We start from the raw sequence: 22,021 nt of genomic DNA, 5'->3' as shown, positions 1-22,021 counted from the left end.
CCCTCTCGGTCAGCCCCAGTAGGCCGCGGACCAGTCGTCGCTGGCCCAGAACCGGGCGGTCCAGGTGCCGGCCGCCCAGAAGCGGCCGTTCCAGGTGCGGCCGGTCCAGGCCGGGTCGGTCCAGTTCGCGGTGCCGCCCCACGAGCCGCCGGCCCAGGTGGCCGCACCCCAGGTCTTCGACGCGAACGAGGTGCCGGTCCAGCCGTCGCCGGCCATCCGGTTGCCCATCCACACGCCGCCCGACCACGAGGTCTGTGCCTTGGTCTTGGCCGACCAGGAGGCCGTGTCGAACGGGCCGAAGATGGTTTTCTGCCCGCTGAGCTGCACGCCGTTGGCAACGACGCGGCTGCTGCCCCGGGTGGTGTCCAGCATGCCGGTGCCGTACGACTCGCCGATCGCGCCGCCGCCGGTGAACGCGGTGCCGGCCAGGGCCATGTTCACGTTCAGTTCCTTGACGCCGAGGGTGGCCGCCTTGCCCTTGCTCAGGTAGGTGCCGTTGACCAGCAGGTACTTGAGCTGGATCGGGGTGAGGGTGGGACGGGCCTGGAGGACGAGGGCCGCGGCGGCGGCGGTCACCGCGGCGGCCTGCGAGGTGCCGCTGCCCCGGAACAGGGTCTCGCCGGTCCGCGCCTTCGGGAAGGCGTTGTCGATGTTGGAGCCGGGTACCCGCAGCGACGGGATCGAGGTGCCCGGGGCCAGCACGTCGAGCGGGCGGCCGTTGGTGGAGAGATTGGTGTACGCGGCCAGGTCGTCGTCCGCCGTGCCGGTGGTGCCGTAGGTGTTGGCCGCACCGACCGCGAGGACCGACGTCGACTGCGCCGGATGGGTGAGCTTGCCGTAGCCGTTGCCCTGGTTGCCCGCGGCGGCGACGACCGTGATGCCGGCCTTGTACGCCTGCTGCACGGCGAGGGTCATCGGGTCGTCCCAGACGGCCGGGTTACCGCCGGTGCCGTACGACAGACTGATGATTTTGATCGGATTTGCCGGGTCGTAGTTGCGGTTCTTCACCACCCAGTCGATGGCCGCGATCATCTGCGTCACGTCGACCGCGCCGTTGGCCGTGCCGACCTTGATCGAGGTGAGCTTGGCGTCCGGCGCGATGCCCCTGGTGCCGGTCGCGGTGTCGTTGCCGATGATGATGCCGGCCATGTGCGTGCCGTGCCCGTAGGTGTCGAGGTAGCGCAGGCTGGCGCTCTGCGACTCGAACGACAGGTCCGGGCCGTTCACCACCTTCGCGGCCGGGATGCCGGGTACTGGGGCGACGCCGGTGTCGATCAGCGCGATGCCGACGCCCTTGCCGGTCAGGCTGGCGGCGGCGCCGCTGTCCGCGCCGATGCTGGTCCGCACCTGCTTCAGGGTGGTCACGACGCTGGTGGTGTCGGTCGCGGTGGCCCCACTGAGCCAGATGCCGGACCAGCCGCCACCGGACCCGAGGCCGGCCTGCACCGTGGCGGGTGCCGCGGCGCCGCCGGTGAGCGCCACCGGAAGTAGCCCGCCGAGGAGGGTGAGGACAGCCGTACGAGTACGACTCTTTGCTGACACTGGCCGTTGCTCCTTTGGTCGTTCCGGGACGGGGATCTCCCGGCTCACCACCCAGAATGATCAGCTAGAGACCGAAATTCAGTACCTGAACCGGATAAGTGCCGGTTCCGCGCTCCGGTCCGGCCTGTTGATCGCCACGGCCCCGCGCCCGGACATCGGGTTCTGCACGGAAGTCAGCTCAGGAATCGGCACCGGCGGCCGACAGGAGGTCTTACCTTCGCGTGTAGGCGTCGCTGGTCAGCGTGTGCAGCTCAGCATAGGAGCCGCCCGCGGCGAGCAAATGCTCGTGAGTGCCGTGCTGCACCAGCCGGCCCGATTCCATCACCAGGATGAGGTCGGCCCCGGACACCGTGGAGAACCGGTGCGACACGATCAGCGTGATCGCCCCGGTGCGGCTCGCGATGTCCCGCGCCCGGTTCATGTAGTGCTCGAAAATGGCCTGCTCGCTGGGCGCGTCGAGCGAGGCGGTCGGCTCGTCGAGCACGAACAGCAGCGGCTCGCGGCGCATGCATGCCCGGGCCAGCGCGGTCTTCTGCCACTGCCCCTCGGACAGCTCGACCCCGCCGAGGTCCTTGCCCATCATCGTGTCCAGCCCGTCCGGCAGCCGGTCGAGCAGCACCTGGCCGTCCGCGGCGGCGAGCGCCTCGGCGATCCGCTGGTCGTCCTCCCGGGCCGGCAGGTCGCCGAGCCCGACGACCTCGCGGAAGGTGGTGCGATAGCGGCCGAAGTCCTGGAACACCACGGACATCCCCGCCCACCACGACTCGGCCTCGATGGCGCCCAGGTCGGTGCCGTCGACCAGGATCGCGCCGCCGGTCGGCCGGTGGAACTTGCACAGCATCTTGACCAGGGTCGTCTTGCCGGAGCCGTACTCGCCGACGACCGCGACCACGCTCCCGGCCGGGATGTGCACGCTGACGCCGTCGACCGCGTTGTGCCCGGTGCCCGGGTAGGCGAACGTGACGTCCCGGAGGCGGATGCCGTCGGTGAGGGCGAGCGGCGCCCGGCCGGTGCCGCGCGGCCGGCTGCGCTGCTCGTCGACATACTCGCGCAACCAGAGGTAGTGAGTGGACTTGCGGCCGGCCAGGGCCGCCGCCGTCGAGCTGTCCACCGCCTGCTGCACCGCCATCCGCAGGTTGGCCGCGACCGTGATGGCCAGCACCAGGTCGCCGACGGTGCCGGTGCCGTTCATCGTCTGGTGCACCACGAACCAGAGCGCGGCACCGAACCCGGCGGTGAACACCGTCCAGCCGCCGGTCCGCCAGATCGCCCCCTCCAGCTGCGCCCGGAAGAGCATCTCCTTCGCCCGCCGGAAGGCCTGCTCCTGCATCTCGCCGATGACCGGGCCGGCACCGCTGACCCGGATCTCCTTGCCCGGCAGCGATCGGGTGGCCAGCTCGAAGAGGTGCCGGGACAGCCGCAGGTCCTCGGCCGACTCGGTGTCGGCGCGCACCATGGCCCGGCGGCCGCGGGCGTCGAACCACAACGGCACCACTGCAAAGATCAAAAGCAGGAGTAGGTACGGGCTGACCGTCCCGAGGAGCGCCAGCACCGCGACCAGCCGGGCGATGTTGAACAACCCGTCGAGGGCGCCCCACGCCGAGAACATCACCTGCCAGGAGGCGCCCTGCAGCGCGGTCACCCGGTCCAGGAAATCGGTGCGTTCCAGGTGATCCATGGTCTCCACGCCGCAGACCGCCCGGATGATCTCCGGATCGAGTTCGAGCAGCCCGACCCGGTCGGTCAGGTCGATGCCCAGCGACCAGATCTCGCGCTCGACCACCGCGTTCACCGTGTAGGCGACGGCCATGCCGACCGCGGCCAGGATCGCCGCCCGCGCGCTGCCGGTGCCGGCCGCCGCCGCGGCTCCACTGTCGACCGCCTCGCGCAGCAGCAGCGCGATCGCCGGGATGGTCCCGACGCCCACCACCCGCAACACGAGGGCGGTCACCGTCCGGGCCGGCTCGTGCCTGTAGCAGAGCACGATCAGCAGCCACCACAGCCGCACGTACCGCATCCAGCGCGTCGTCACAGTTCGTCCTCCTCGACGCGGTCGTCGAAGCCTCGGCGGAAACGCTCGGCCTGGATGGTGAACATCCGGGCGTACTCGCCCCCGCCGGCCATCAGCTCGGCGTGGCTGCCCGATTCGGTGATCCGGCCGCCGTCGAGCAGGACGATCCGGTCGGCGTGCCGCACCGTCGAGAGGCGGTGCGAGATGAGCACGATGCTGGTGTCCCCGGCCCGGCCGGCCAGCCGGCCGAAGACGTCGGCCTCGCTGCGCACGTCCAGGTGCGCGGTCGGCTCGTCGAGCACCAGCATCCGGGAGCCGGTGTGCACGGCGTAGAGCGCCCGGGCGAGCACCACCTGCTGCCACTGGCCGCCGGAGAGGTCGACGCCGCCGGTGCGGGTGCGGGCGAGTGGGGTGTCCAGCCCGGCCGGCAGCCGGTCGAGCACCGGGCCGAGGCCGGCCTCGTCGATCGCGGCCCGCAGTGCGGCCTCGTCGAGCGGGACCGAGGCCTGGCCGAGCCGGATGTTGTCGCGGGCGGACAGGTGATAGCGCACGAAGTCCTGGAACACCACGGAGATCTGCCGGCGCCACGCCTCCGGTCCGATCTTCCGGATGTCGACGCCGTCGGCGGTGATGCTGCCCGCGTCCGGCTGGTAGAGCCCGGCCAGGATCTTGATGAGCGTCGACTTGCCGGCCCCGTTCAGACCGACCAGGGCGAGCAGTTCGCCGGGCCGCACGGTCAGGTGGAGATCGTCGAGCACCAGGCGGTCGGTGCCCGGGTAGTGGAACCGTACGCCGCGCAGCTCCACCAGCGGCGGCGCCTCACCGGCCACCCGGGCCGCCGGTGCCACGGCCGCCGGGACGGGCAGCGCCGTGCGGAGCTTCACCAGGGCCTTGACCGCCGGCAGCGCCCCCTCGATGTCGACCGCGTCCTGGATGCGGCCGACCGCGGCGTAGACCGCGAAGGCCGCCGTGAACACCGCGGTCTCCAGCGCGATCCCGATCCGGCCGTCGACCACCCCGTCGGCCACGACCGCGTAGGTCACCCCGAGCGGCACCAGGACCAGGACGGCAACCCGGAGCCAGGCAAGTCCCCGGTCCAGGCCGCGGTTGGCCCACAGCGGCCCGAACATGACGTGCACCGAGGCGATCTGCCGCTGCACCGCGAACTCGCCGAAGCCGTAGACCCGCTGTTCCTTGCCCTCGGCCGGGGACATGACCCGTTCCTTCCAGTCCCCGAAGCGGCGCGCTTCGCGGGCACCGGCCGTCCAGGTGCGGGCGAACCACAGCGACCGGTGCCACTCGAACGCCCGGTTGACCAGGGCCGGCACCACCAGCACCGGGAGCAGCCACCACGCGTAGACGGCCACGATCGCGGCGGAGGTGGTCGCGCCGACCCACCGCAGCATCGACCCGACCTGGGCCTCGGTGCCCTGACCGGGGGTCTTCTCGGTCCAGAAGTGCGGGTCGGCGGTGGCCAGGCGGACCAGATCCTGGATCTCCGGATCCTCCAGCTCGCCGATGGTGGGGCCGGCCGCGGTCAGGCGGGCCAGCTCGGCGCGGTGCGCGCCGTCGATGCGCGCCTTGACCAGCTCGGTGAGCGGCACGAAGAAGGCGTCGAGGATCTGCCCCACGAGCACGGTGCCGGCGAACGCGACGAGCGCGACCAGAAAGGTCTGCCCGTGCTCGACCCGGTCGATGAGCAGCGCCATGGTGAGCGCGACCCCAGCCGGCAGGACGGCCAGTCCCAGGCGCAGCACGACCCACGCGGCAACCGGGCCGGTGCCGGCCGCCCGGAGCCCCCGGAGCAACAGCAGACGGTCACGCAGAACGGGCATCCGGCCTCCCCCGCGGTCCAGATTCGAAGCGCTTCGACCCTGGTCGATGCCGGGTGAGGTGTCAAACCGATTTCGGCGGGATGAGCGTCACGTGGTCAGCATGCTGCCCGCCCGGCCCAGGGCGCCGACCGTCTCGCGCAGCGCCGCCACGATCGACGCCTCCAGTTCCGGCCGCAGCCGGCTCACCGGCACCGAGATGCTGACCGCGTCGACGGCCGGCGCGGTCAGCGGAACCGCCATCGCGATGCAGTTGATGCCCTCGGCGTTCTCCTCGCGGTCGACGGCGTAGCCGGCCGCGCGCACCTCGGCCAGCGCCGCGTGGAACGCATCGCGATCGGTGATCGTGTTGGCGGTCAGACCGGCCAGCGGCCACTGCAGCATCCCGCCGGCCTCCTGGTCGGTGTGCTCGGCGAGCAATGCCTTGCCCAAGGCCGTTGCGTGCGCCGGGAGCCGACGGCCGATCGCGCTGTAGAGGCGCAGGTGGTGCACCGATTCGCGCTTGGCGACGTAGACCACCTCGGCACCGTCGAGCCGCCCGAGGTGGACGGTCTCGCCGAACCGGCGGGACAGGTCGTCGAGTATGCCGCCGAGCAGGCCCACGGTGCCGTCGCCGTCGAGATAGGCAGCGCCGACCCGCAGGGCGCGCAGCCCGAGCCGGAAGTGGGTACCGTCGTCGGTGCGCACCCAGCCGCGGGCGGTCAGCGTGCGCAGCAGGCCGTGCAGGCTGCTCTTCGGGATGTCGAGCTCCCGGGTCAGATCGACCAGCGTCCACGGGCGCGGCTGGTCGGCGAGCAACTCGAGCAGGTCGAGGGTGCGCCCGGCCGACTTGACGGGCTGGTAGTCCTCGGATGCGGTTGGCACGGTTGGCACCGTACCCGAGCCACAGTAGGGTCACATACATGACTGACGTTCAGAAGAGTGAACACGCTGATATAGGCAAGGTACTGCCGGTTCTGGTGATCGAGGACGCGAGCCACGCCAACGCGCTCGGTGACGCCCTGGTGAAGGGCGGCCTGCGCGCCGCCGAGGTCACCCTGCGCACCGCCGCGGGCATCGACGCGATCCGCACCCTGGCCGGCCGCGACGATGTCATCGTCGGCGCCGGCACGGTGCTGACCGCCGAGCAGGCCGAGCGGTCGATCGAGGCCGGCGCCCGGTTCGTGGTGACCCCCGGCTTCGCCCCCACCGTCGTCCGGGCCTGCCAGGAGGCCGGTGTGCCGGTCTTCCCGGGCGCTGCCACCGCGACCGAGATCCAGATGGCCGTCGACGCGGGCCTCGACGTCGTCAAGTTCTTCCCGGCGCAGCAGCTCGGCGGCGCCGCGATGATCAAGGCACTGTCGGCCCCGTTCCGCGGGGTGCGGTTCATCCCCACCGGCGGCGTCACCACGGCCCTCATCCCGGAATACCTCGCGCTGCCGGCCGTCCTCGCGGTCGGCGCGACCGCGGTCGCGCCGGCGGACCTGATTGCGGGCGAACGCTGGGTCGAGATCACCACCCGGGCCGAGCAGGCGGTCGCGGCGGCCTCGGGCGGTGCCGCATGAGCGCGGTCACGCCGAGGCCGAAGGACGAGTGCCGCTACGACCTGGTCTCGCTCGGCGAGATCATGCTGCGCCTCGACCCCGGCGAGGGCCGGGTCCGCACCGCGCGATCGTTCCGCGCCTGGGAGGGCGGCGGCGAGTACAACGTGGCCCGCGGCCTGCGGCGCTGCTTCGGGCTGCGGACCGCGGTCGTCACCGCGTTCGCGGACAACGAGGTGGGCCGCCTCCTGGAGGACTTCGTCCTGCAGGGCGGCGTCGACACGAGCTTCATAACCTGGATGCCGTACGACGGCATCGGCCGCAGCGTCCGCAACGGGCTCAACTTCACCGAACGCGGCTTCGGCGCGCGCGGCGCCGTCGGCACCTCCGACCGCGGCCACTCCGCGGCCAGCCAGCTCAAGCCCGACGACGTCGACTGGGACCACCTGTTCGGCACGCTGGGCGCCCGGTGGCTGCACACCGGCGGCATCTACGCGGCGCTGTCCGAGACGGCCGCGCAGACCGTCGAGGCCGCGATGACCGCCGCCCGCCGGCACGGCACGATCGTGTCCTACGACCTGAACTACCGGCCCAGCCTGTGGAAGGCGGTCGGCGGCCAGGACCGCGCCCGCGAGGTCAACCGCCGCCTCGCTGGCCTAGTCGACGTGATGATCGGCAACGAGGAGGACTTCACCGCCTGCCTGGGCTTCGAGGTGCCGGACACCGACATCCACGGTGGCGGCTCCCTGGATGCCGGCAAGTTCAAGTCGATGATCGAGGCAGCAGTCCAGGACTACCCGAACTTCAAGGTCGTCGCCACCACCCTGCGCGGCGTCCGCAGCGCCACCGTGAACGACTGGGGCGCCGTGGCCTGGGCCGGCGGCTCCTTCGCCGAGGCAACCCACCGCCCCGCCCTGGAGATCCTCGACCGGGTAGGCGGCGGCGACAGCTTCGCCTCCGGCCTGATCTTCGGCCTGCTGGAACGCGACGGCGACCTGGCCCTGGCCGTCGAGTACGGCGCGGCCCACGGCGCGCTGGCGATGACCACCCCCGGCGACACCTCGATGGCCAGCCTCAAGGAGGTCGAGGCCCTGGTGAAGGGCAGCAGCGCCCGGGTTCAGCGGTAAGAGCTGGACAGGTTCAACGAAGCGGCCCGGCATCCGCCGGGCCGCGCGCACGCGCGTGGTGGAATTCATTTCATCCACCTGCATGGTGAATTTCTGAACGTCATCATAGACGACGGTCAGCGGCCCGCCGCGCTTGAACCGATTCGGCTCGAAATCGATCACAGCGCCAACCCGGGCTTGACACACAAGCAAGACCACCAGCACACAACGGAGTGGCATCAATGCGCGCGACAGTGGCGGACACTCTGTTATAGAGCTTAAGGCAGACGTTAATCATGCGACTATTTGCGCTCCAACCCCCTCAGGCGTTCGAGACAGTCGCGCACCCGGTCGACCAATTGCTCATCTGTGATGTCGTCGGGGCCGCGAAGCGCGGGGTCAATAACATAATCGTCCAGCAAATAGAAAACGTCATAGAGGATGCGTTCGAAGTTCTCCCGAACTCGCTCGTTACCGTCCAATACCCGGCGCCGGGCAGACAGCCACGCTCTGGCAAACTCTGGGCCTGACATCTGCCCGTTGGTCAGATCGTTCATGAATCGAAGCTGCCACGCCACACCCGTGCCCGGCGTCACCTCGGACGGAGCTGACCAGGCACGATCCTGCGGCTTCTGCGTGTTCATCAATTCCTCCCGGCTACCAGAGGTAGCCCTTGTTGACAATGCCGGAGAACTGGTTGTCACCAAGTCTATATGCGGTCCAGAACTTTCCGGTTCCTGCATTCAACATGACCATATTTTTGGTTGAAGTATCAATAAACCCTACCGCCTGGCCTTGCCCTCGATAATTGAACCTGTAGATCTGCGTGCCGGGCGCAGTCATGTGCGCGCGCATTGCCCCTTCAAACGCAGCAAGATTGGCCTTGTTCCTATTTCCAGTAATACCGAAGTCCGCAGCGTGCGCATCGTACTTTTTACTGAGGGTTTTGTTGTCAGCGAAGTCAGCCTTGTTCGCCCAACCAGCAGCCGCAGTTCCGCACCCATTCGTGTTGTGAACGAGTACCGGCGTGGTGCCAGCCATCACATAGTACGTGTGCAGGTCGTCGACGGTTAGGTTGTAGGCCGGGGCTACCCGGTGGGTCTTGTCGAGGAAGCCGTCGACTCGGGCCTGGGCGCCGGTCGCCGTGCGTAGCAGGTCGCCGTTCTGGAGTTCGTCGGCGCGTTCCCAGCGTCCGTCGGTGAAGTTCCAGAAGGGGTGGTCTTCGGTCGTGATCAGCGGCTGGCCGTCGATGTTCAGTGTGTAGAGGTCGTCGGAGTGGATCCAGACCGCTTCCACCTTTCGCGGGCCCTCTTCGCCGGTATCCGGGTCAGTGGCCAGGACGTCGTCGCCGACCTTCACATCTTTGAACTGCTTCAGCGTTCCGTCTGCCATCAGGACGGGGGTGTCGGCGGAGAAGCTCTTGCGGCTGCCGCCGGCCCAGATTGCGCTGAGTTTGCAGGCGGACATGCCGCCCGCTGCTTCGGCGACGACGGCCACCGCCGTGATGGCTTGCTGCCAGGCGGGTATGCCTTTGGCTTCCTCGCGTGCCTGGATGTTGGCGGTGTTGGCTACGTCGGTCAGCTTTCGGTATGCCTGGCCGCCGCAGTTGGCCTCGAGGTATACGCCTTCGGCGCACGCTTGCACGACTGCCGTCAGGTACTGGTGATCGGCCAGTGCCTGGCCGCCGTTTCCTCTGGTAAGTGAGGCGATCTGGGCGTAGTAGTTGCTGATGTACCTGGTGAAGTTGGTGACCTCGTAGTGGTCCAGGCAAACGATGTCGGTGATGCAGATATAGGACGTTCTCGTGTGGTTGACGCCCATCTCGTGGACGATGTTCAGGTCGCCTCGGGTGTTCTTCTTCTTGGCCGGTTTTCCGCCGCCCGGGGTGCGGTGCTTGTATTTGCCGGTCTTCGGTAGTTCACGGCCGAACTGATCGTCCAGGTCGGGATCGATGGGATACAGGCCGCTTGGGTCGGAAAGGGTGGTCGGGTTGTTGTTGGCGTAGGCGTAACCGTTCCACTGCTGCGGGACGGCCAGGTCCTGCACCGGGTCGACGGAGATGAACCGGCCCATGGTCGGGTCGTATTCGCGGGCGCCCAGGTGGATCAGGTTGGTCGGGTCCTGGTCGCCGCCGACGAACGTCTTGGTGCCGGTCCAGGCGACATTCGGGCCGATGCTGTTGCCGTACGGGTCCTGGTAGCGCTTGGTGACCGTCTGGGTGGGGGTGTTGGCAATCGCGATGGTGCTGGTGCCGTGCCGGTCACCGGAGAGGAACTGCAGGCTGGCGGCGGTGCGCTGAGCGACGGTCTGCCCGTTGTAGGTGTAGTAGCGCTGGGCGGTCTTGACGCCGCTGGTGGACAGGCGGATCTGCGTGTTGCCGACGTAGAGGGTGGTTCCGGTGGGATCGCGGGCGATGAGGCGGCTGCCGTCGGCGTCGTAGACGTACGACGAGGTGTCGCCGCCCTCGGTGACCGAAGCGAGGTGGTTTTCCGCGTCCCAGCTCAGGGTCTGCTGGGCGCTGGTGCCGGGCCGGCTCGTGGTGTTTCCGGTCGCGTCGTAGAGGTAGTTTGCGGAGCCGGTCTGGACGCCGCCGACGGTTGTGGTGGTGCGGCTGACCGCATGCGCGTGATCGGTCGCGGCGTAGTGGGACGTTACGGTCCGGTCGCCGGTGGCCGTGTGCGTGGTCTCGGTCCGCCGGTTGCCGGTAGAAGCGGCCACGCCGTTGCCGTCGAAGGTCCAGGATTTCCAGTACGGCGCTGCACCGCCCAGCGCGGCGACGGACTGCGCCGTCGCGCAGTCTCCCCCAGCAGGGGTCCACGCCTGGCTGAGCCGCTGCATGCCGTCATAGCCGAAGCACTGGGTGTGGGCGGTACCCCCGGCAGGGGTGTCGGCCGCCTTGCGGACGTTACCGGCGGCGTCGTAGCTGTAGGAGATGTCACCAACGACCGACGGCGCGGTCGACTTCAGGGTCTTCGTCTGGGTGAGCCGGTGGGTGGCGTCGTCGAAGACGAGCTTCTGCTGCACCCACGGGGCGGTGTCGTTGTCGGCAAAGGTGGTCAGGGCCGGCTGGTTGTACTGGTCGTACTGGGTGGACAGGACGATCTGCTTGGTGGCGTACCCGTAGTTGGTGCTGAGACTGTATGGGCTGCCGGTTGGCGAGTCGTAGGTGTAGTTGAGTGTTTCGGCGGTGAGGTCGCCCGTCGCCGGGATGCTTTGGCTGTTCAGGGTGCCGTCGAGGTTGTAGGCGGCGGCGAAGGTGTAGTTGCCGGCAAGGGCGCCTTCCTCACCGGGGATGCTCGTGGTGGTGCTCGCCGGCTGGTAGAGCCAGTTGTAGCCGTTGATGGTGGTCTTGTACTCGCGTGAGCCGACCCATCGGCTCGAAGAGGTCAGGTAGCCCTTGGCCTTGGTGTCGTAGACCCAGGTGGCCAGCTTGGTGCCGGTGTTGGCGGCGCCGTGCCAGGTGGATGTTTTGCGCCCGAGCGGGTCGGCGTATCCGGCGGGGAGCGTGTAGTCGTGTGAGATGGTCTGGTTCGACGCGTCGGTCGTGCTCGTCACGTCTCCGAAGTCGTTGTAGGTGGTCGTGGTGGTGCCGGAATCCGGGTCGGTCCGGCCGGTGGGACGGCCGAGCAGGTCGTAGCGGAAGCTCCACTGGTTGCCGGCGCCGTCCTTGACGCCGGTGTTCTGGCCCTTGGCGTTGTAGGCGTAGGTGGTGGCGTTGTAGCCGCTGCCGACGGTCGAGGTACCGGGGTGTTCCCGGAACTCGATGATCCGCCCGAGCGCGTCGTAGTGGGTGGACGTCGGGGTGCCGGCGCCGGGCGGGGCAGCATCCGCGGCGGGGATGACGTCGATCCGGTCACCGCCGTGAACGGTGGTGGTGTGCCACTGCGTGATGCCGCGCGAGAGGAACGCCGAGCGAATCGTCCGGCCGGCGCCGTCATACGTGGTGACCGTCTGCGACGGGATGTTCTGGTCGATCGGCGGCGGGAACACAGTGGCGCTCGGCTGGCCGGCGTCGTAATGTGGCCCGTTCGCCTTGCTGACCTGGCCCAGCGAGTTGTAGAAGGTGTCGGCGGTCAGCCGCCCGCCGGCGGTCGAGCGTTCCTGCGTCTGGACGAGCCGCAGCAGCCCGTCGTAGAACGCGTACGACGGTTCGTACGTGACCCGCGAGTTCAGGGTGTTCGTGGTCACCACCGTCGGCGCGCCGTCGTTCTGGCTGATCTGGTAGCTGAATGTCGCGTTGGCGCTGGCCCCGGCGGCCTTGGACCGCGTGGTCCATGCGGCGGTCATCCGCCCGATCCCGTCGTAGGTGGTGTCAGTGCGCTTGCCGTTGACGTCCACCGACCCGGTGGCCAGCCCGTAACCCGGGGCGATCTCCTTGGTGGTGGACCAGCCGAGCGGGTTCTGGGTGGTCTTGACCGAGGTCACCGGCCCGGTCGCCGGCGTGTATTGGGTCAGGGTGTGGTTGCCTCGCACGTCGGTGGCGTCGGTGATGCGCCCTGCGGGGTCGTAGACGCTCTGCGATGTGGTCAGCCAGCCGATACTCGAGGTGCTCCAGTCCTTGGCCTGCTCCACCTTGGTCACGTCGCCCTTGGTGGGCGCGGTGCCGTAATCGGACCTGTCGAAGCTGGTCCTGATGTCCGAGATGACGTCGTCTGCGTTTGCCGGGTTACTCCCGCACGTCTTGGCATACGTCTGCACCCGTCCCACCGTGCTGAGGATGTTCGCCGTGGTGTTGCGGTTGTAGGTGGTGATCGCGCAGGTGTCGTCCGAGCCGTCGGTGGTGTCGCCCTTGGCCCAGACATGTGTGGGCATGCCGTACGGGTCGAAGGTCGTCGTGGTCTCGGTGGTCTGCTTCCCGCGGCCTCCGTCGAGGGTCACGCGGTGGCGGGTGGCCGACGTGCCGGTGTGGTGCGCGGAGGTGGTGACGTTGTTGATCTTCCTGCTGGCGGTCGCGGCGGACTTCCACGGGTCGTTGATCTCGCCGGAGACCTCGGCGCCGCCCGGCCCGTTGAAGGTGATCGCCTCGCGCACCATGCCAGCGAACACGTCGTCGTCGGCAACCTTGGCACCGGTGGAGTCCGTGATCTGCACGCTGCGGGTGCCGGACGAGGTCCGGTCACCGTTCATACCCTGAAAGTAGAGGGTCTTGGTACTGGTCTTCGGGTCGCCGGTGTCACCGACCGTGGTAATGACCGTGTCGTAGCCGCGCCACTGTGCCCAGGTCTTGCGCGATGCCGGGACCAGGCCCGGATCCTCGTCGTAGTGCCAGGCCGGCGTGCCGTAGCTGTACGTGGTGTAGATGCGGTTCTGACCGCCGGTCCGGTCGTTCTCGGAGACAGCCGTCACGACGTACCTGTGGAACCAGTCGATCCTCGGGTTGGTGTCGGTGCCGCGCGCCCAGTACGCCGGGTAGCAGCGTGAGGTGTTGGCGTCCTCCCTCGGCGTAGCGCCGGCGACACACTGCGCCGTGGAGTACGTGATACCGATCTGCTCGCCGGTCTCGGTCAGGATGTCCGAGACCCGCCACCAATTCATCTTCGGGGCGCCGTCGGTGCTCGTGTCGACCCGGTTGGCCATCTGGACGCCGGTAAACTTGATGTCCGGAACCGTATTGGTGCTGCCGTAGAGGCCAGTATGCGAGATCGAGGCGAGCCACAGGCCGGCCCGGGTGCTGTCACCGGGGTCCGGGTACGTCTGGTGCATCGTCCACTTCTCGACCTCGTCGTAGCCGGCGTTGGCCGTGTTCCACACCGAGGTCAGCACGGTGTTCAGGCGTTTCTGACTGAAGAAGGTCGGCGAGTACTGCGTACACGAGGTCGTGGAGGTGCAGGACTGGTCCCACGGCACGTCCGGCCAGTTGCCCGGGTTGCCCGGCGTGCAGGTCGATCCGGCGGTGATGCACCGATCGGCGACCGCGAAGTCGACCTTGTACGGGGCCTGTGCGGTCAGACCGCTGTCCTTGCCTGCCGTGCGCCGGTCGGTGCCGTAGTCGATGCGCGTCAAGTAGCCGCCGCGGGTGTAGGTCGCGACCGACGTGGTGGTCAGGTTCTTCGCGTAGTTGTTGGTCTCCTGCGCGTACCACAGCGACATGGTGTTGCCGTGGGTGTCGACCACGTAGTCGAGGTTCCACCGCCACGCCTGCTGGCAGGAGGCCGAGGCGAAGCTGGCGTGGTAACACGGCTCGTTCGGGTTGTTGCCGAACACCGGGACGGTGAAGGCGGAATTCGTCGTCGGGTTGGTGACGGCCCAGCCGTCGATGCGGTTCAGCCCGAAGTAGTACTTCGTGCCGTCGCCGGTCGTGACCACCCAGTACTCGCCGTCGCCGTCCCCGTTGGTCGCGCCGGCGCCCAGTTCGACCTTGGACCCGTCGTCGTCCTTGAGCACGTAGCGGCCCTCGGCGTCGTCCCGGATGATCTCGCTCGAGTGGCCGGACAACGACAGCACCGCGTTATATGAACCCCAGCAGAGGTCGCCCGTCTTCGTCGAGTTGGTCGCGGTTCCGCCCATGTCGTCGGAACAGGACTTGTAGCTGCGGGAGATGGAGCCGGGCTCGTACGAGAACCCCTCTCCGATCCAGCCGGGTTGGTTGTTCGAGGCCGCCATCTGCCCGTCAACCGACTGCGACGAATAGCTCAGCGCCACGTCGGGGTGCGGTCCGGCACTGGCCGGTGGCACCCGCATGGGGTAGGACCACCCGAAGTCACCCGACTGTCCCCCTGCCGACCAGGTCGACGATGCCTCAAGCGGCGTGGCGGTGAAGTCGCCCGCCGGGCCGGACGGCCCCGCGCTCAGGGCCAGCATCGTGGCGGTAGTGGAGACCTCGACGACGGCTGTCACCGTCGAGGAGGCGATGTCATTCGCAGTCGGCAGCACCACCGGTTCACACGCGGGTGCGCATGCCGGCAGCTCCACCAGCCGCAACCGGTTCGCCCAGTCCGCACCATACGCGTGGCGGAACGGGCCGTAATCGACCGAGACCTCAACCCTGCCGGTAGTGCCCTCACCGTCGGCCCGGCCAACCTTCAGCAGCAACTCATGGTTTGCCTTCACAGCGGCGACCCGGTCGAACACGTCGACCCGAACCGACGACGGCACCGCTGCTCGCTGAGCCGGCGCGCCGAGCGTGACCGGCGTTCCGGCCACCGCCGCATGGGCGGCACCGATCGGCACCGTGCGAGATGACGCCGCCGGCCAGGCCACCGGCCGTTCCGACGTGAGCGCCGCGGCCGCAGCCGGGTCTGGCTTGCGCTTCGGGATGGTTCGAGGCTTGCCGGGCGGGACACTGCGGGGCTTCGCCAAGGTCTCCTTGGACGGGCCGTCGGCGCGGGCCGGCTGTGTGCCCACCGCTGTCACGCACAGGACCGCAACGAGCGAACCGGCGAGCAGTCGACGACTGGGGCGAAGCATGGTCACGAAAGCCTCCACGTAGGCGCGACCGGGAATAAAACACGTCGGGAAAGGTCCCGGGCCGATCAGTCGGGTGACACGTAGAACGGGTCGCTGTAGCGGTACAGGTTGTCGATCTGGGCGGTGGTGAGCACTCCGTTGAACAGGGCGACGTTGTCGATGCCCCCGTGCCAGTAGTCGGCTGCCACGCCCTGCCACCAGGCGGCGCCCACCAGGACCGGGCCGGCGGCGTGCCAGGGGGCGGCGCCGAACGTGCCGGATGCCTGCAGTCCGCCGTTCACGTACAGGTTCATCTGCCTGGTGGTGAAGTCGAAGGTGCCGGTGAGGTGCACCCACTGGTCGACCACGGCCGTACCGGGAGCGGCCACCACCGTCGCGTCGGGCCAACCGATGTCGGAGTGGTTCATCCGGAACTGGTACTGGTTGGTCTCCTGTTTGATGCCGAGGCTGAAGTTCGACGCCATCGTGCCGCGCTGCGCCACGGCGCTGAGGTTGCCACCAGTGATCAGGTTCGGGCCGATCCACGCGGACACCGAGAACGAGCCGTCGGTGCGCACCCCGGAGTGGGCCGAGACGGCGCGCGGTCCCCCGCTCAGCATCACGGCCGGGGTGCCGCCGTTGTCCGGTGGGTTCATGTTGTCCCACCCCGGTTCCGGCTCGACGTTCCAGGTCAACGGGTTGTCCCGCCGGCCGTTGTATGCCAGGTCGAACCCAAGCGGGAAATGGTCGGCCCAGCTCGCTGCGGACTGCGCGTCGACGTCGGGTTGATAGATGACGCGGTCCCACACCCGTACGTCGGCGATGTCACCGGCCCACCAGCCACCACTGGCGTCGACGTAGCGTTCCCGCCCGACGACGAACGGCCCCGCTGCATCCCACAGCGGCGCACTCAGCGGTGCTGACCCTTGGGCTACGCCGTTGACGTAGAGGGCGATCCGGTTCTCCGAGAGGTCGTAGACACCGACGACGTTGCTCCACACGCCGGCCTGGGCCGCGGCGGCGGACGTGACCCGGGTGCCGTAGACCTCCGAGCTGTCGGTCTGGATCACGTTGAAGCTGAACCTGCCCTGGTAACAGCCGAGGTAGAAGCCGCTGGTGTGCACACCGTCCTGGGACACCGCGGTGCCGCTGCACGACGTGCGGGTGGGCCGCAGCCACGCGGAAACCGCGAAGGACGTGTTGGTGTGGATCGGCGGCGCGCCCGTCAGCGCGGACGAGGTGCCGTTGAACCGGGCGACGCTTTCACCGATCTGCCGGCCGTCCGGTGTCCAGGCGAGGTTGGCGGCGGTCAGCGGGTGACTGGTGCGTCCGGTGTCGGTGCCGTCACCGTTGAGGCGCCACACGCTGGTCGGCGTGGTCGGCACATCGACCAGGAACCCGGCGGACCCGGGTGCCGAGACGATCCCGGTCGCGGTGTAGGCGGTCGCCTGAATCGTGTTGTCTCCCACCGTTGTGGGCGTGTACGACACGGTCACCGACGCGCCGTTCGTGGTGGTCACCGTCTTGGAAGGACCGCCGGCCAGCGGGCCCCAGACATACTTGACCACCTTGCCGGCGTCTGGGCCGGTCGCCGCGATGGTGAATCGGCCGGGTTGCCCGACGCCGCCGTGGACGGCGTCGTCGTCGGGATAGCGGTTGTCCGCGGTCACGATCGTTGGTGGCGCCGGAACCGTGTTATCAATCTTGAAATAACAGGTCTTCGACGCCGAGTCGGTCCCGTCGGAGGCAGTCACGGTCCAGGAGTAGGTGCCGCCGCTGGGTATCGCGGCCGCCGGGATGCCGGCAACCAGCCGTTGACTCGCACCACTGGTGACGTTCGGGTACGCCGTGCTGCTGGTACCGCCGCCGGCCTTCGGGTAGGTGAACGTGACCGTGGACTTGTCCGCCTCGGCATCGGTCACGGTGACCTTCGGAACGGGATTGCGGGCAGGAGATCCGTACGTCGACAGCAATGGCGCACTCGCCGCGGTGGTGGCGCAGGTAGCCCGCGTCGGTGTGCAGGTTGCTCAGTACCGGAGCCGTGTTGTAGGTGACCGACAGGTGCGCGCCGCCGGCCCCGGAGGTCTCGTCGAACTTCTTCCAGCCGTTCGATCCGTCACTGGAGACCGTCTCGTTGGCCGCTCGCAGGCCGATGGTGATGCTCGCGTTCGCCCTGGCCGAGTGAACGGCCGACGTCAAGGCGCTCGACGTGAACTCCGACGCCACACTGGGTGCCCATTTGCAGTTCTGGTTGGACACCGTCGCCAGCGAACCGCCCCAGGACGACGCGTTCGAGTTCCAGGTCGTCGCGCTGCTCAGCGTCTGACTCGAGATGTGCAGCTGAGTTGTCGTGTTCGAGCAGGCCCACGAGTACAGCAGATTGTTGGCGAACGTCACCGCGGTGACATGCTTGTTGCGCCACGCCGCCGTCGAGAACTGGAACAACGAGCGGTACATGTTCACGGTGTCGCCCGCGTTACCCACCTTCGCGTGACTGCCCCGGTCGTAACTCCAGTACTGCTGTCCCGGATGCCCCTTATTGATCATCGTCCAATGGCTGCGACCGGGCGATGAGGACTTCGGGTCGATGAAGATCGGGAACTTCGCCGCCGGATCGGTCAGCAAGCTCTGCACCGGTGTGATCACCAACGTGCGGCCCTGCATGACCATCGGCATCTGCGCCACCCGCGCCGCAGACCCCGGCCCGTCGATCGTCGACTCGCCTTCGGCTCGCGCATCCTCCGGCAGCGTGTCGGAAGGCGCGGTACTCGGCCGCGTCGAGTCCCACATGTAGGCGTCGCCGATCGCGAAGGTACCGGTCACCGCCTCCTGCGGGGTGCGCGCCGTGCCGGCCGCACCGGCAGCGCTCAAACCCGTACCGGAGAGAGCGAACCGCAACGAGGTCAGCTCCGAGCTGGTGGCCGCCGTGGCGGCCTTGACCACGAGCACCTCGGAGAATCCCCACTCGTCGACCTTCATCTTCAGGTCGACTCCGGGCAGAACCTCCTCGTAGGTCGCCACCGTCCGATCGAGCGTCGGCTTCGGCAGCGTGTACCCGGTCCATGTCCAAACCAGCTGCTGACCGTTCTCGGCGGTCCGGGCAAGCGGCCCAGGACCGCCGCCGGACAGCACCACCGACGTCGGCGCGGCGCCAGGCGAAACCGTGCCGTCACCGTTGAACCGCAGGTTCAGATCCACCGAGGCCCAGGTCCCGTCGGCGCGCCGGACCCGCTGCGGCAGCACCGACTCGGTGACCGTGAACGTACCCTCGGCATTAGCCACGAGCGACGTCGTCGGGGTGGTCGCGTCGGTCACCGCCACCGACTTCTTACACGATTTCGCGTACGCCAGAGCGGACACACGATCCGGCTTCGCCTTCGCGGTGCAGACAGCTGCGGCTGGAGCTGGCTCAGCACTTAGCACGACAGCACAGCCGGCCAGCACCATGCCTGCAAGCGACGCGCCCCACGCCAGGCCCCAGGAAACCGCTTGCCGACGCCGCGCAGCACTAACCAGGCCCCACATCGTGTCATCTCCCCGTTCCGCCGGGGCCACCAACGCACCCGGCGATCGACACCGATCGCTGCGGGGGAGCCTGTTGGCGTTGGGTAAACGGGCGGTTAACGAAGGATGCTATTCAGGTGTCCGTGAGCTATCAGTAAAGAGAATTCGTCATGGCATAGTTACGAACAGTTAGAACACGTCTGATCTTCACGGCAACGGCCTCGACGGGAGCTGTCTCGCCCGGACCAGCGCTCGACGACGGCCGACCTCCCGGCCGGTCTCGGTCTGCTCGACGCCGACGATCTCGTACCACGTCTCGCTGTCGTACTGGACGGGATGTGACCAGTCGACGTACTCGATTGTCATCCGCAACGGGCCAGCGCCGAAGCGATAGTCCGCTTCCTGGAAGGTGCACACCGGATACACCGGCTCGCTTCTCGGTCTCATGCCAGATCCCCTGTGGAGCCGTTGCAAGAGTTATGCGTCAACGGGTGAGACCATGGTCACTATCCGTTCGCGTGCTCCAGCATCGTCGTTTGCTCCGGCATAAGCAAGGGCATATGCACGTGCATATGCACCTGAGTGGACATCGGTAAGATCGGCGGCCCGGGCAGGCCGTTCGGGGGATGGTCAGGCCGCGCGTTCGCCCGGTTCGGTCAGCGCCCGGTCGAGGATGTCGGCGGTGCGTTCGGGGGACGCCGCCAGCAGGCACGAGCGGTCCAGCGTGATGGCGTACTGCTCCACGTCGCTCGGCTTGTCGACGAACGTCGCGCTGGTCAACTGCTCCAGGTAGACCACGTCGGGCAGCTCCTGCTCGCCGAAGCGCAGGATCGTGAACGGGAAACCGGCCGCCGCCGGCGCCGCACGTTCGAAGGACACCACCTGGACCCGGACGTGGGGCAGCCGGGAGGCGGCAGCGAGCGCCTGGATCTGCGCTCGCATCACGTCCCTGCCGACCACCCGGCGGCGCAACACCGCCTCGTCCAGGACCGCCCAAAGATGCGGCGGATTCGATCTGTGCAGGATCGCCTGGCGTCGCTGCTGCACCTCGACGCGCCGGTTGATCTCGGTCTGCGAGTCCTCCGGGTGCGTACGCCGGATGAGCGCCCGGGTGTATTCAGCCGTCTGCAGCAGGGCCGGGACGGCGTGGACCTCGTACGCGCGGATGAGGCAGGCCGCATCCTCCAGGCCCAGATAGGACAGAAACCACGGCGGCACCAGGTCACCGTACTTCTGCCACCACCCGGGGATGTTCGCCTGCCGGGCCAGCAGCAGCAGGGCCGCACTCTCCTCGTCGCCGGCTCCGTACAGGGAGAGCAGATCGGCGACGTCACGCTCCTTGAACGGAACGCGACCCAGCTCCATGCGACTGATCTTGGAATCCGACCCCCGGATGTGCCACCCCGCGGCCTCCCGGGTGACGTTCGCGTCCCGGCGCAGGCGGCGCAGATGCGCTCCCAGTTGGATACGGCGTGCGATCGGGCCGCTGTCGCCTTCTTGACGAACTGAGATCATCGGTCACCTCGGGCAGACGGTGGCACTGGCGCATGGCCGGCCCGCCCACGCAGCGACCGGCCGTGACTGAACGGATACTACCCGCGTGCACGTGCATTCAACCGTGCAGACACCCATGCCGCCAAGCGTTCACCGAAAACCTTTCGCTTCGCCGCCACCCATTACGCGGGAGCAGCGTCTGGAACTGCTTATATTGACGAATGCCAATGCGTTGATATCCTCCTGAAAAGGTTTTCGAACGACCGATCTGGAGGCAGCCGACATGTCGATCACGACCACTTCTCGAGGACGACGCTGGGCGGCCGCAATCGCGGTCCTGCTCATCGGCCTGGCGCCGGCCGCGTCCGCCGGCCCGGCCTCAGCAGCCGAGGTGGGCGAAGCGGCTGAGGTGGCCGAGGCGCCGCCGTCCGGCACCGTGCGGGTGTTCTGGCTCAAGCCGACCGACAAGCCGTTCGACCAGCGGTATCCGGACGGCATCGCCGCGGTGATGCGTGAGGCGCAGCGTTACTACCAGCAGGAGCTGGGCAAGACGTTCATCCTGAACGACCCGGTCGTCGAGGTCGTCAACGGCGAGCACGACGAGAACTGGTACATCACCAACAACTGCACCGGCAGCGACCACTACTGGTGCGTGGTCGGCAACATGCACCAGGAACTGATGCGCCGGTTCGGTATCAGCAGCCCGGACAGCCGCTGGCTGAACGTCGGGGAGATCAGCGCCGAGGAGCCGAACCGGTCCGGCGGCGGCGCGAGCCTCGGCTGGGTCACCCTCAGCGGACACGACGCCGACGGCGCGGCCGGCATCGGCGGCAACATGAACCGCTGGTACGGCGGCATGGTGCACGAACTCGGCCACGCCTTCGGCCTGCCGGACTCCACCTCGACCGACGGCACCCCGATGTCCGCGTCTTTCTACAGCTACCCGAACACGCACTTCAGCCAGGCCCAGAAGAACGCCATCCTCAACGGCCGGTACGGCAGCTTCCTGCACTGACGCCGCGGTCCTGAACCCGCCACCGACAAAGCGCGCACAGCGGAAAGTTCAGGACCCTTTGCCTTGGGAGCGCTCCCATGGCATGCTGGGGGTGCAGTCACATATTGATCTCTGTCTATTTGTGACTGACTCCCCCCGCGGCGCCACCCCGGGCGCCGACACATCCCCGAGGAGCCACCAACGTGAGACCTCGCATCACCCTCGGCCTGACGGCCGTCACCGCAGTAGCACTCGTGTCCGGTCTCGGCATCGCGGTCGCCACCAACGCCGGCGCCGCCACGACCGCCGCCGCGCCGCCGCCGACCACCCTGGCCCGGGTCGAGAACCCGTACGCGGGCGCCCAGGGCTATGTGAACCCGGAGTGGAAGGCGAAGGCGGAGTCGGTGTCCGGCGGTAACCGGGTGTCGAGTAACCCGACCGCGGTGTGGATCGACCGGATCGCCGCGATCGAGGGTACGGATAACAGCAGCTCGAACGGTTCGATGGGTGTGCGGGACCACCTGGACGCCGCGTTGGCGCAGGGTGCCGGTTACATCCAGTTCGTGATCTACAACCTGCCCGGCCGGGACTGTGCCGCGCTGGCCTCTAACGGTGAGCTCGGCCCGAACGAT

The 22,021-nt window shown here is 68.3% G+C and carries 14 protein-coding genes; 4 read left to right on the top strand and 10 right to left on the bottom strand.

All coding sequences use genetic code 11. The features are described 5' to 3' along the window. Window positions 1-9 precede the first annotated feature (9 nt). The 4 genes from Ari01nite_RS45655 to Ari01nite_RS45640 all read right to left on the bottom strand — a co-directional run bounded on the left by Ari01nite_RS45655 (window position 10) and on the right by Ari01nite_RS45640 (window position 6,249). Window positions 10-1,542 carry a S8 family serine peptidase gene (locus Ari01nite_RS45655; protein ID WP_203790553.1) on the bottom strand — a complete coding sequence of 511 codons (1,533 nt, stop codon included), beginning with the start codon at window positions 1,540-1,542 and terminating at the stop codon, window positions 10-12. Window positions 1,543-1,753: 211 nt separating this feature from the next. Beyond that, the gene (locus Ari01nite_RS45650) at window positions 1,754-3,574 is read right to left on the bottom strand and encodes an ABC transporter ATP-binding protein (RefSeq protein WP_203790552.1); all 1,821 of its coding nucleotides are present in this window, start codon (window positions 3,572-3,574) and stop codon (window positions 1,754-1,756) included. Beyond that, window positions 3,571-5,388: an ABC transporter ATP-binding protein gene (locus Ari01nite_RS45645; RefSeq protein WP_203790551.1), complete on the bottom strand. Its 1,818-nt coding sequence runs from the start codon at window positions 5,386-5,388 to the stop codon at window positions 3,571-3,573. The genes Ari01nite_RS45650 and Ari01nite_RS45645 overlap by 4 nt, the downstream gene beginning before the upstream one ends. Window positions 5,389-5,475: 87 nt before the next feature. Further along, window positions 5,476-6,249 carry an IclR family transcriptional regulator gene (locus tag Ari01nite_RS45640; RefSeq protein ID WP_203790550.1) on the bottom strand — a complete coding sequence of 258 codons (774 nt, stop codon included), beginning with the start codon at window positions 6,247-6,249 and terminating at the stop codon, window positions 5,476-5,478. A 38-nt stretch (window positions 6,250-6,287) separates the two neighbouring features. On the opposite strand from Ari01nite_RS45640, the gene eda reads away from it, so the two are divergent. Further along, window positions 6,288-6,929: a bifunctional 4-hydroxy-2-oxoglutarate aldolase/2-dehydro-3-deoxy-phosphogluconate aldolase gene (eda, locus tag Ari01nite_RS45635; RefSeq protein ID WP_203790549.1), complete on the top strand. Its 642-nt coding sequence runs from the start codon at window positions 6,288-6,290 to the stop codon at window positions 6,927-6,929. Further along, window positions 6,926-8,032 carry a sugar kinase gene (locus tag Ari01nite_RS45630; protein ID WP_203790548.1) on the top strand — a complete coding sequence of 369 codons (1,107 nt, stop codon included), beginning with the start codon at window positions 6,926-6,928 and terminating at the stop codon, window positions 8,030-8,032. Before eda ends, Ari01nite_RS45630 begins: the two co-directional genes overlap by 4 nt. A 281-nt stretch (window positions 8,033-8,313) precedes the next feature. Here the strand turns inward: Ari01nite_RS45630 and Ari01nite_RS45625 are convergent, their stop codons facing one another. The 6 genes from Ari01nite_RS45625 to Ari01nite_RS45605 form a co-directional block, all read right to left on the bottom strand. After that, the gene (locus Ari01nite_RS45625; RefSeq protein ID WP_203790546.1) at window positions 8,314-8,655 is read right to left on the bottom strand and encodes a colicin immunity domain-containing protein; all 342 of its coding nucleotides are present in this window, start codon (window positions 8,653-8,655) and stop codon (window positions 8,314-8,316) included. 13 nt (window positions 8,656-8,668) lie between these two features. Beyond that, window positions 8,669-15,418 carry a polymorphic toxin-type HINT domain-containing protein gene (locus Ari01nite_RS45620; RefSeq protein WP_239163583.1) on the bottom strand — a complete coding sequence of 2,250 codons (6,750 nt, stop codon included), beginning with the start codon at window positions 15,416-15,418 and terminating at the stop codon, window positions 8,669-8,671. 65 nt (window positions 15,419-15,483) lie between these two features. Next, the gene (locus Ari01nite_RS45615) at window positions 15,484-16,761 is read right to left on the bottom strand and encodes a LamG domain-containing protein (RefSeq protein WP_239163582.1); all 1,278 of its coding nucleotides are present in this window, start codon (window positions 16,759-16,761) and stop codon (window positions 15,484-15,486) included. 334 nt (window positions 16,762-17,095) lie between these two features. After that, window positions 17,096-18,529: a hypothetical protein gene (locus tag Ari01nite_RS50550; RefSeq protein ID WP_239163573.1), complete on the bottom strand. Its 1,434-nt coding sequence runs from the start codon at window positions 18,527-18,529 to the stop codon at window positions 17,096-17,098. A 579-nt stretch (window positions 18,530-19,108) separates the two neighbouring features. Beyond that, complete coding sequence (locus Ari01nite_RS45610; protein ID WP_203790542.1) at window positions 19,109-19,348, bottom strand: hypothetical protein; 240 nt, start codon at window positions 19,346-19,348, stop codon at window positions 19,109-19,111. Window positions 19,349-19,531: 183 nt separating this feature from the next. After that, window positions 19,532-20,416: a Sco1979 family transcriptional regulator gene (locus tag Ari01nite_RS45605; protein ID WP_203790541.1), complete on the bottom strand. Its 885-nt coding sequence runs from the start codon at window positions 20,414-20,416 to the stop codon at window positions 19,532-19,534. A 262-nt stretch (window positions 20,417-20,678) separates the two neighbouring features. Between Ari01nite_RS45605 and Ari01nite_RS45600 the strand changes: the two genes are divergently transcribed. Together Ari01nite_RS45600 and Ari01nite_RS45595 are read left to right on the top strand one after the other, a co-directional pair. Then, a complete protein-coding gene (locus Ari01nite_RS45600; protein ID WP_239163572.1) occupies window positions 20,679-21,410 on the top strand; it encodes a hypothetical protein in 732 nt (243 codons plus the stop codon). Window positions 21,411-21,604: 194 nt separating this feature from the next. Beyond that, on the top strand, window positions 21,605-22,021 hold a 417-nt coding region (locus Ari01nite_RS45595; protein WP_438872302.1), incomplete at its 3' end, for a glycoside hydrolase family 6 protein.

This window comes from Paractinoplanes rishiriensis (assembly GCF_016862375.1).
GTDB classification, from domain to species: Bacteria; Actinomycetota; Actinomycetes; order Mycobacteriales; family Micromonosporaceae; genus Actinoplanes; species Actinoplanes rishiriensis.
This window is presented reverse-complemented; position numbering and strand designations above follow the sequence as displayed.

Coding starts and splice junctions, on each gene's coding strand:
- Ari01nite_RS45645 (WP_203790551.1), bottom strand. CDS start 5,388: ATGCCCGTTCTGCGTGACCGTCTGCTGTTGCTCCGGGGGCTCCGGGCG.
- eda (WP_203790549.1), top strand. CDS start 6,288: ATGACTGACGTTCAGAAGAGTGAACACGCTGATATAGGCAAGGTACTG.
- Ari01nite_RS45630 (WP_203790548.1), top strand. CDS start 6,926: ATGAGCGCGGTCACGCCGAGGCCGAAGGACGAGTGCCGCTACGACCTG.
- Ari01nite_RS45625 (WP_203790546.1), bottom strand. CDS start 8,655: ATGAACACGCAGAAGCCGCAGGATCGTGCCTGGTCAGCTCCGTCCGAG.
- Ari01nite_RS45620 (WP_239163583.1), bottom strand. CDS start 15,418: ATGCTTCGCCCCAGTCGTCGACTGCTCGCCGGTTCGCTCGTTGCGGTC.
- Ari01nite_RS45610 (WP_203790542.1), bottom strand. CDS start 19,348: ATGAGACCGAGAAGCGAGCCGGTGTATCCGGTGTGCACCTTCCAGGAA.
- Ari01nite_RS45605 (WP_203790541.1), bottom strand. CDS start 20,416: ATGATCTCAGTTCGTCAAGAAGGCGACAGCGGCCCGATCGCACGCCGT.
- Ari01nite_RS45600 (WP_239163572.1), top strand. CDS start 20,679: ATGTCGATCACGACCACTTCTCGAGGACGACGCTGGGCGGCCGCAATC.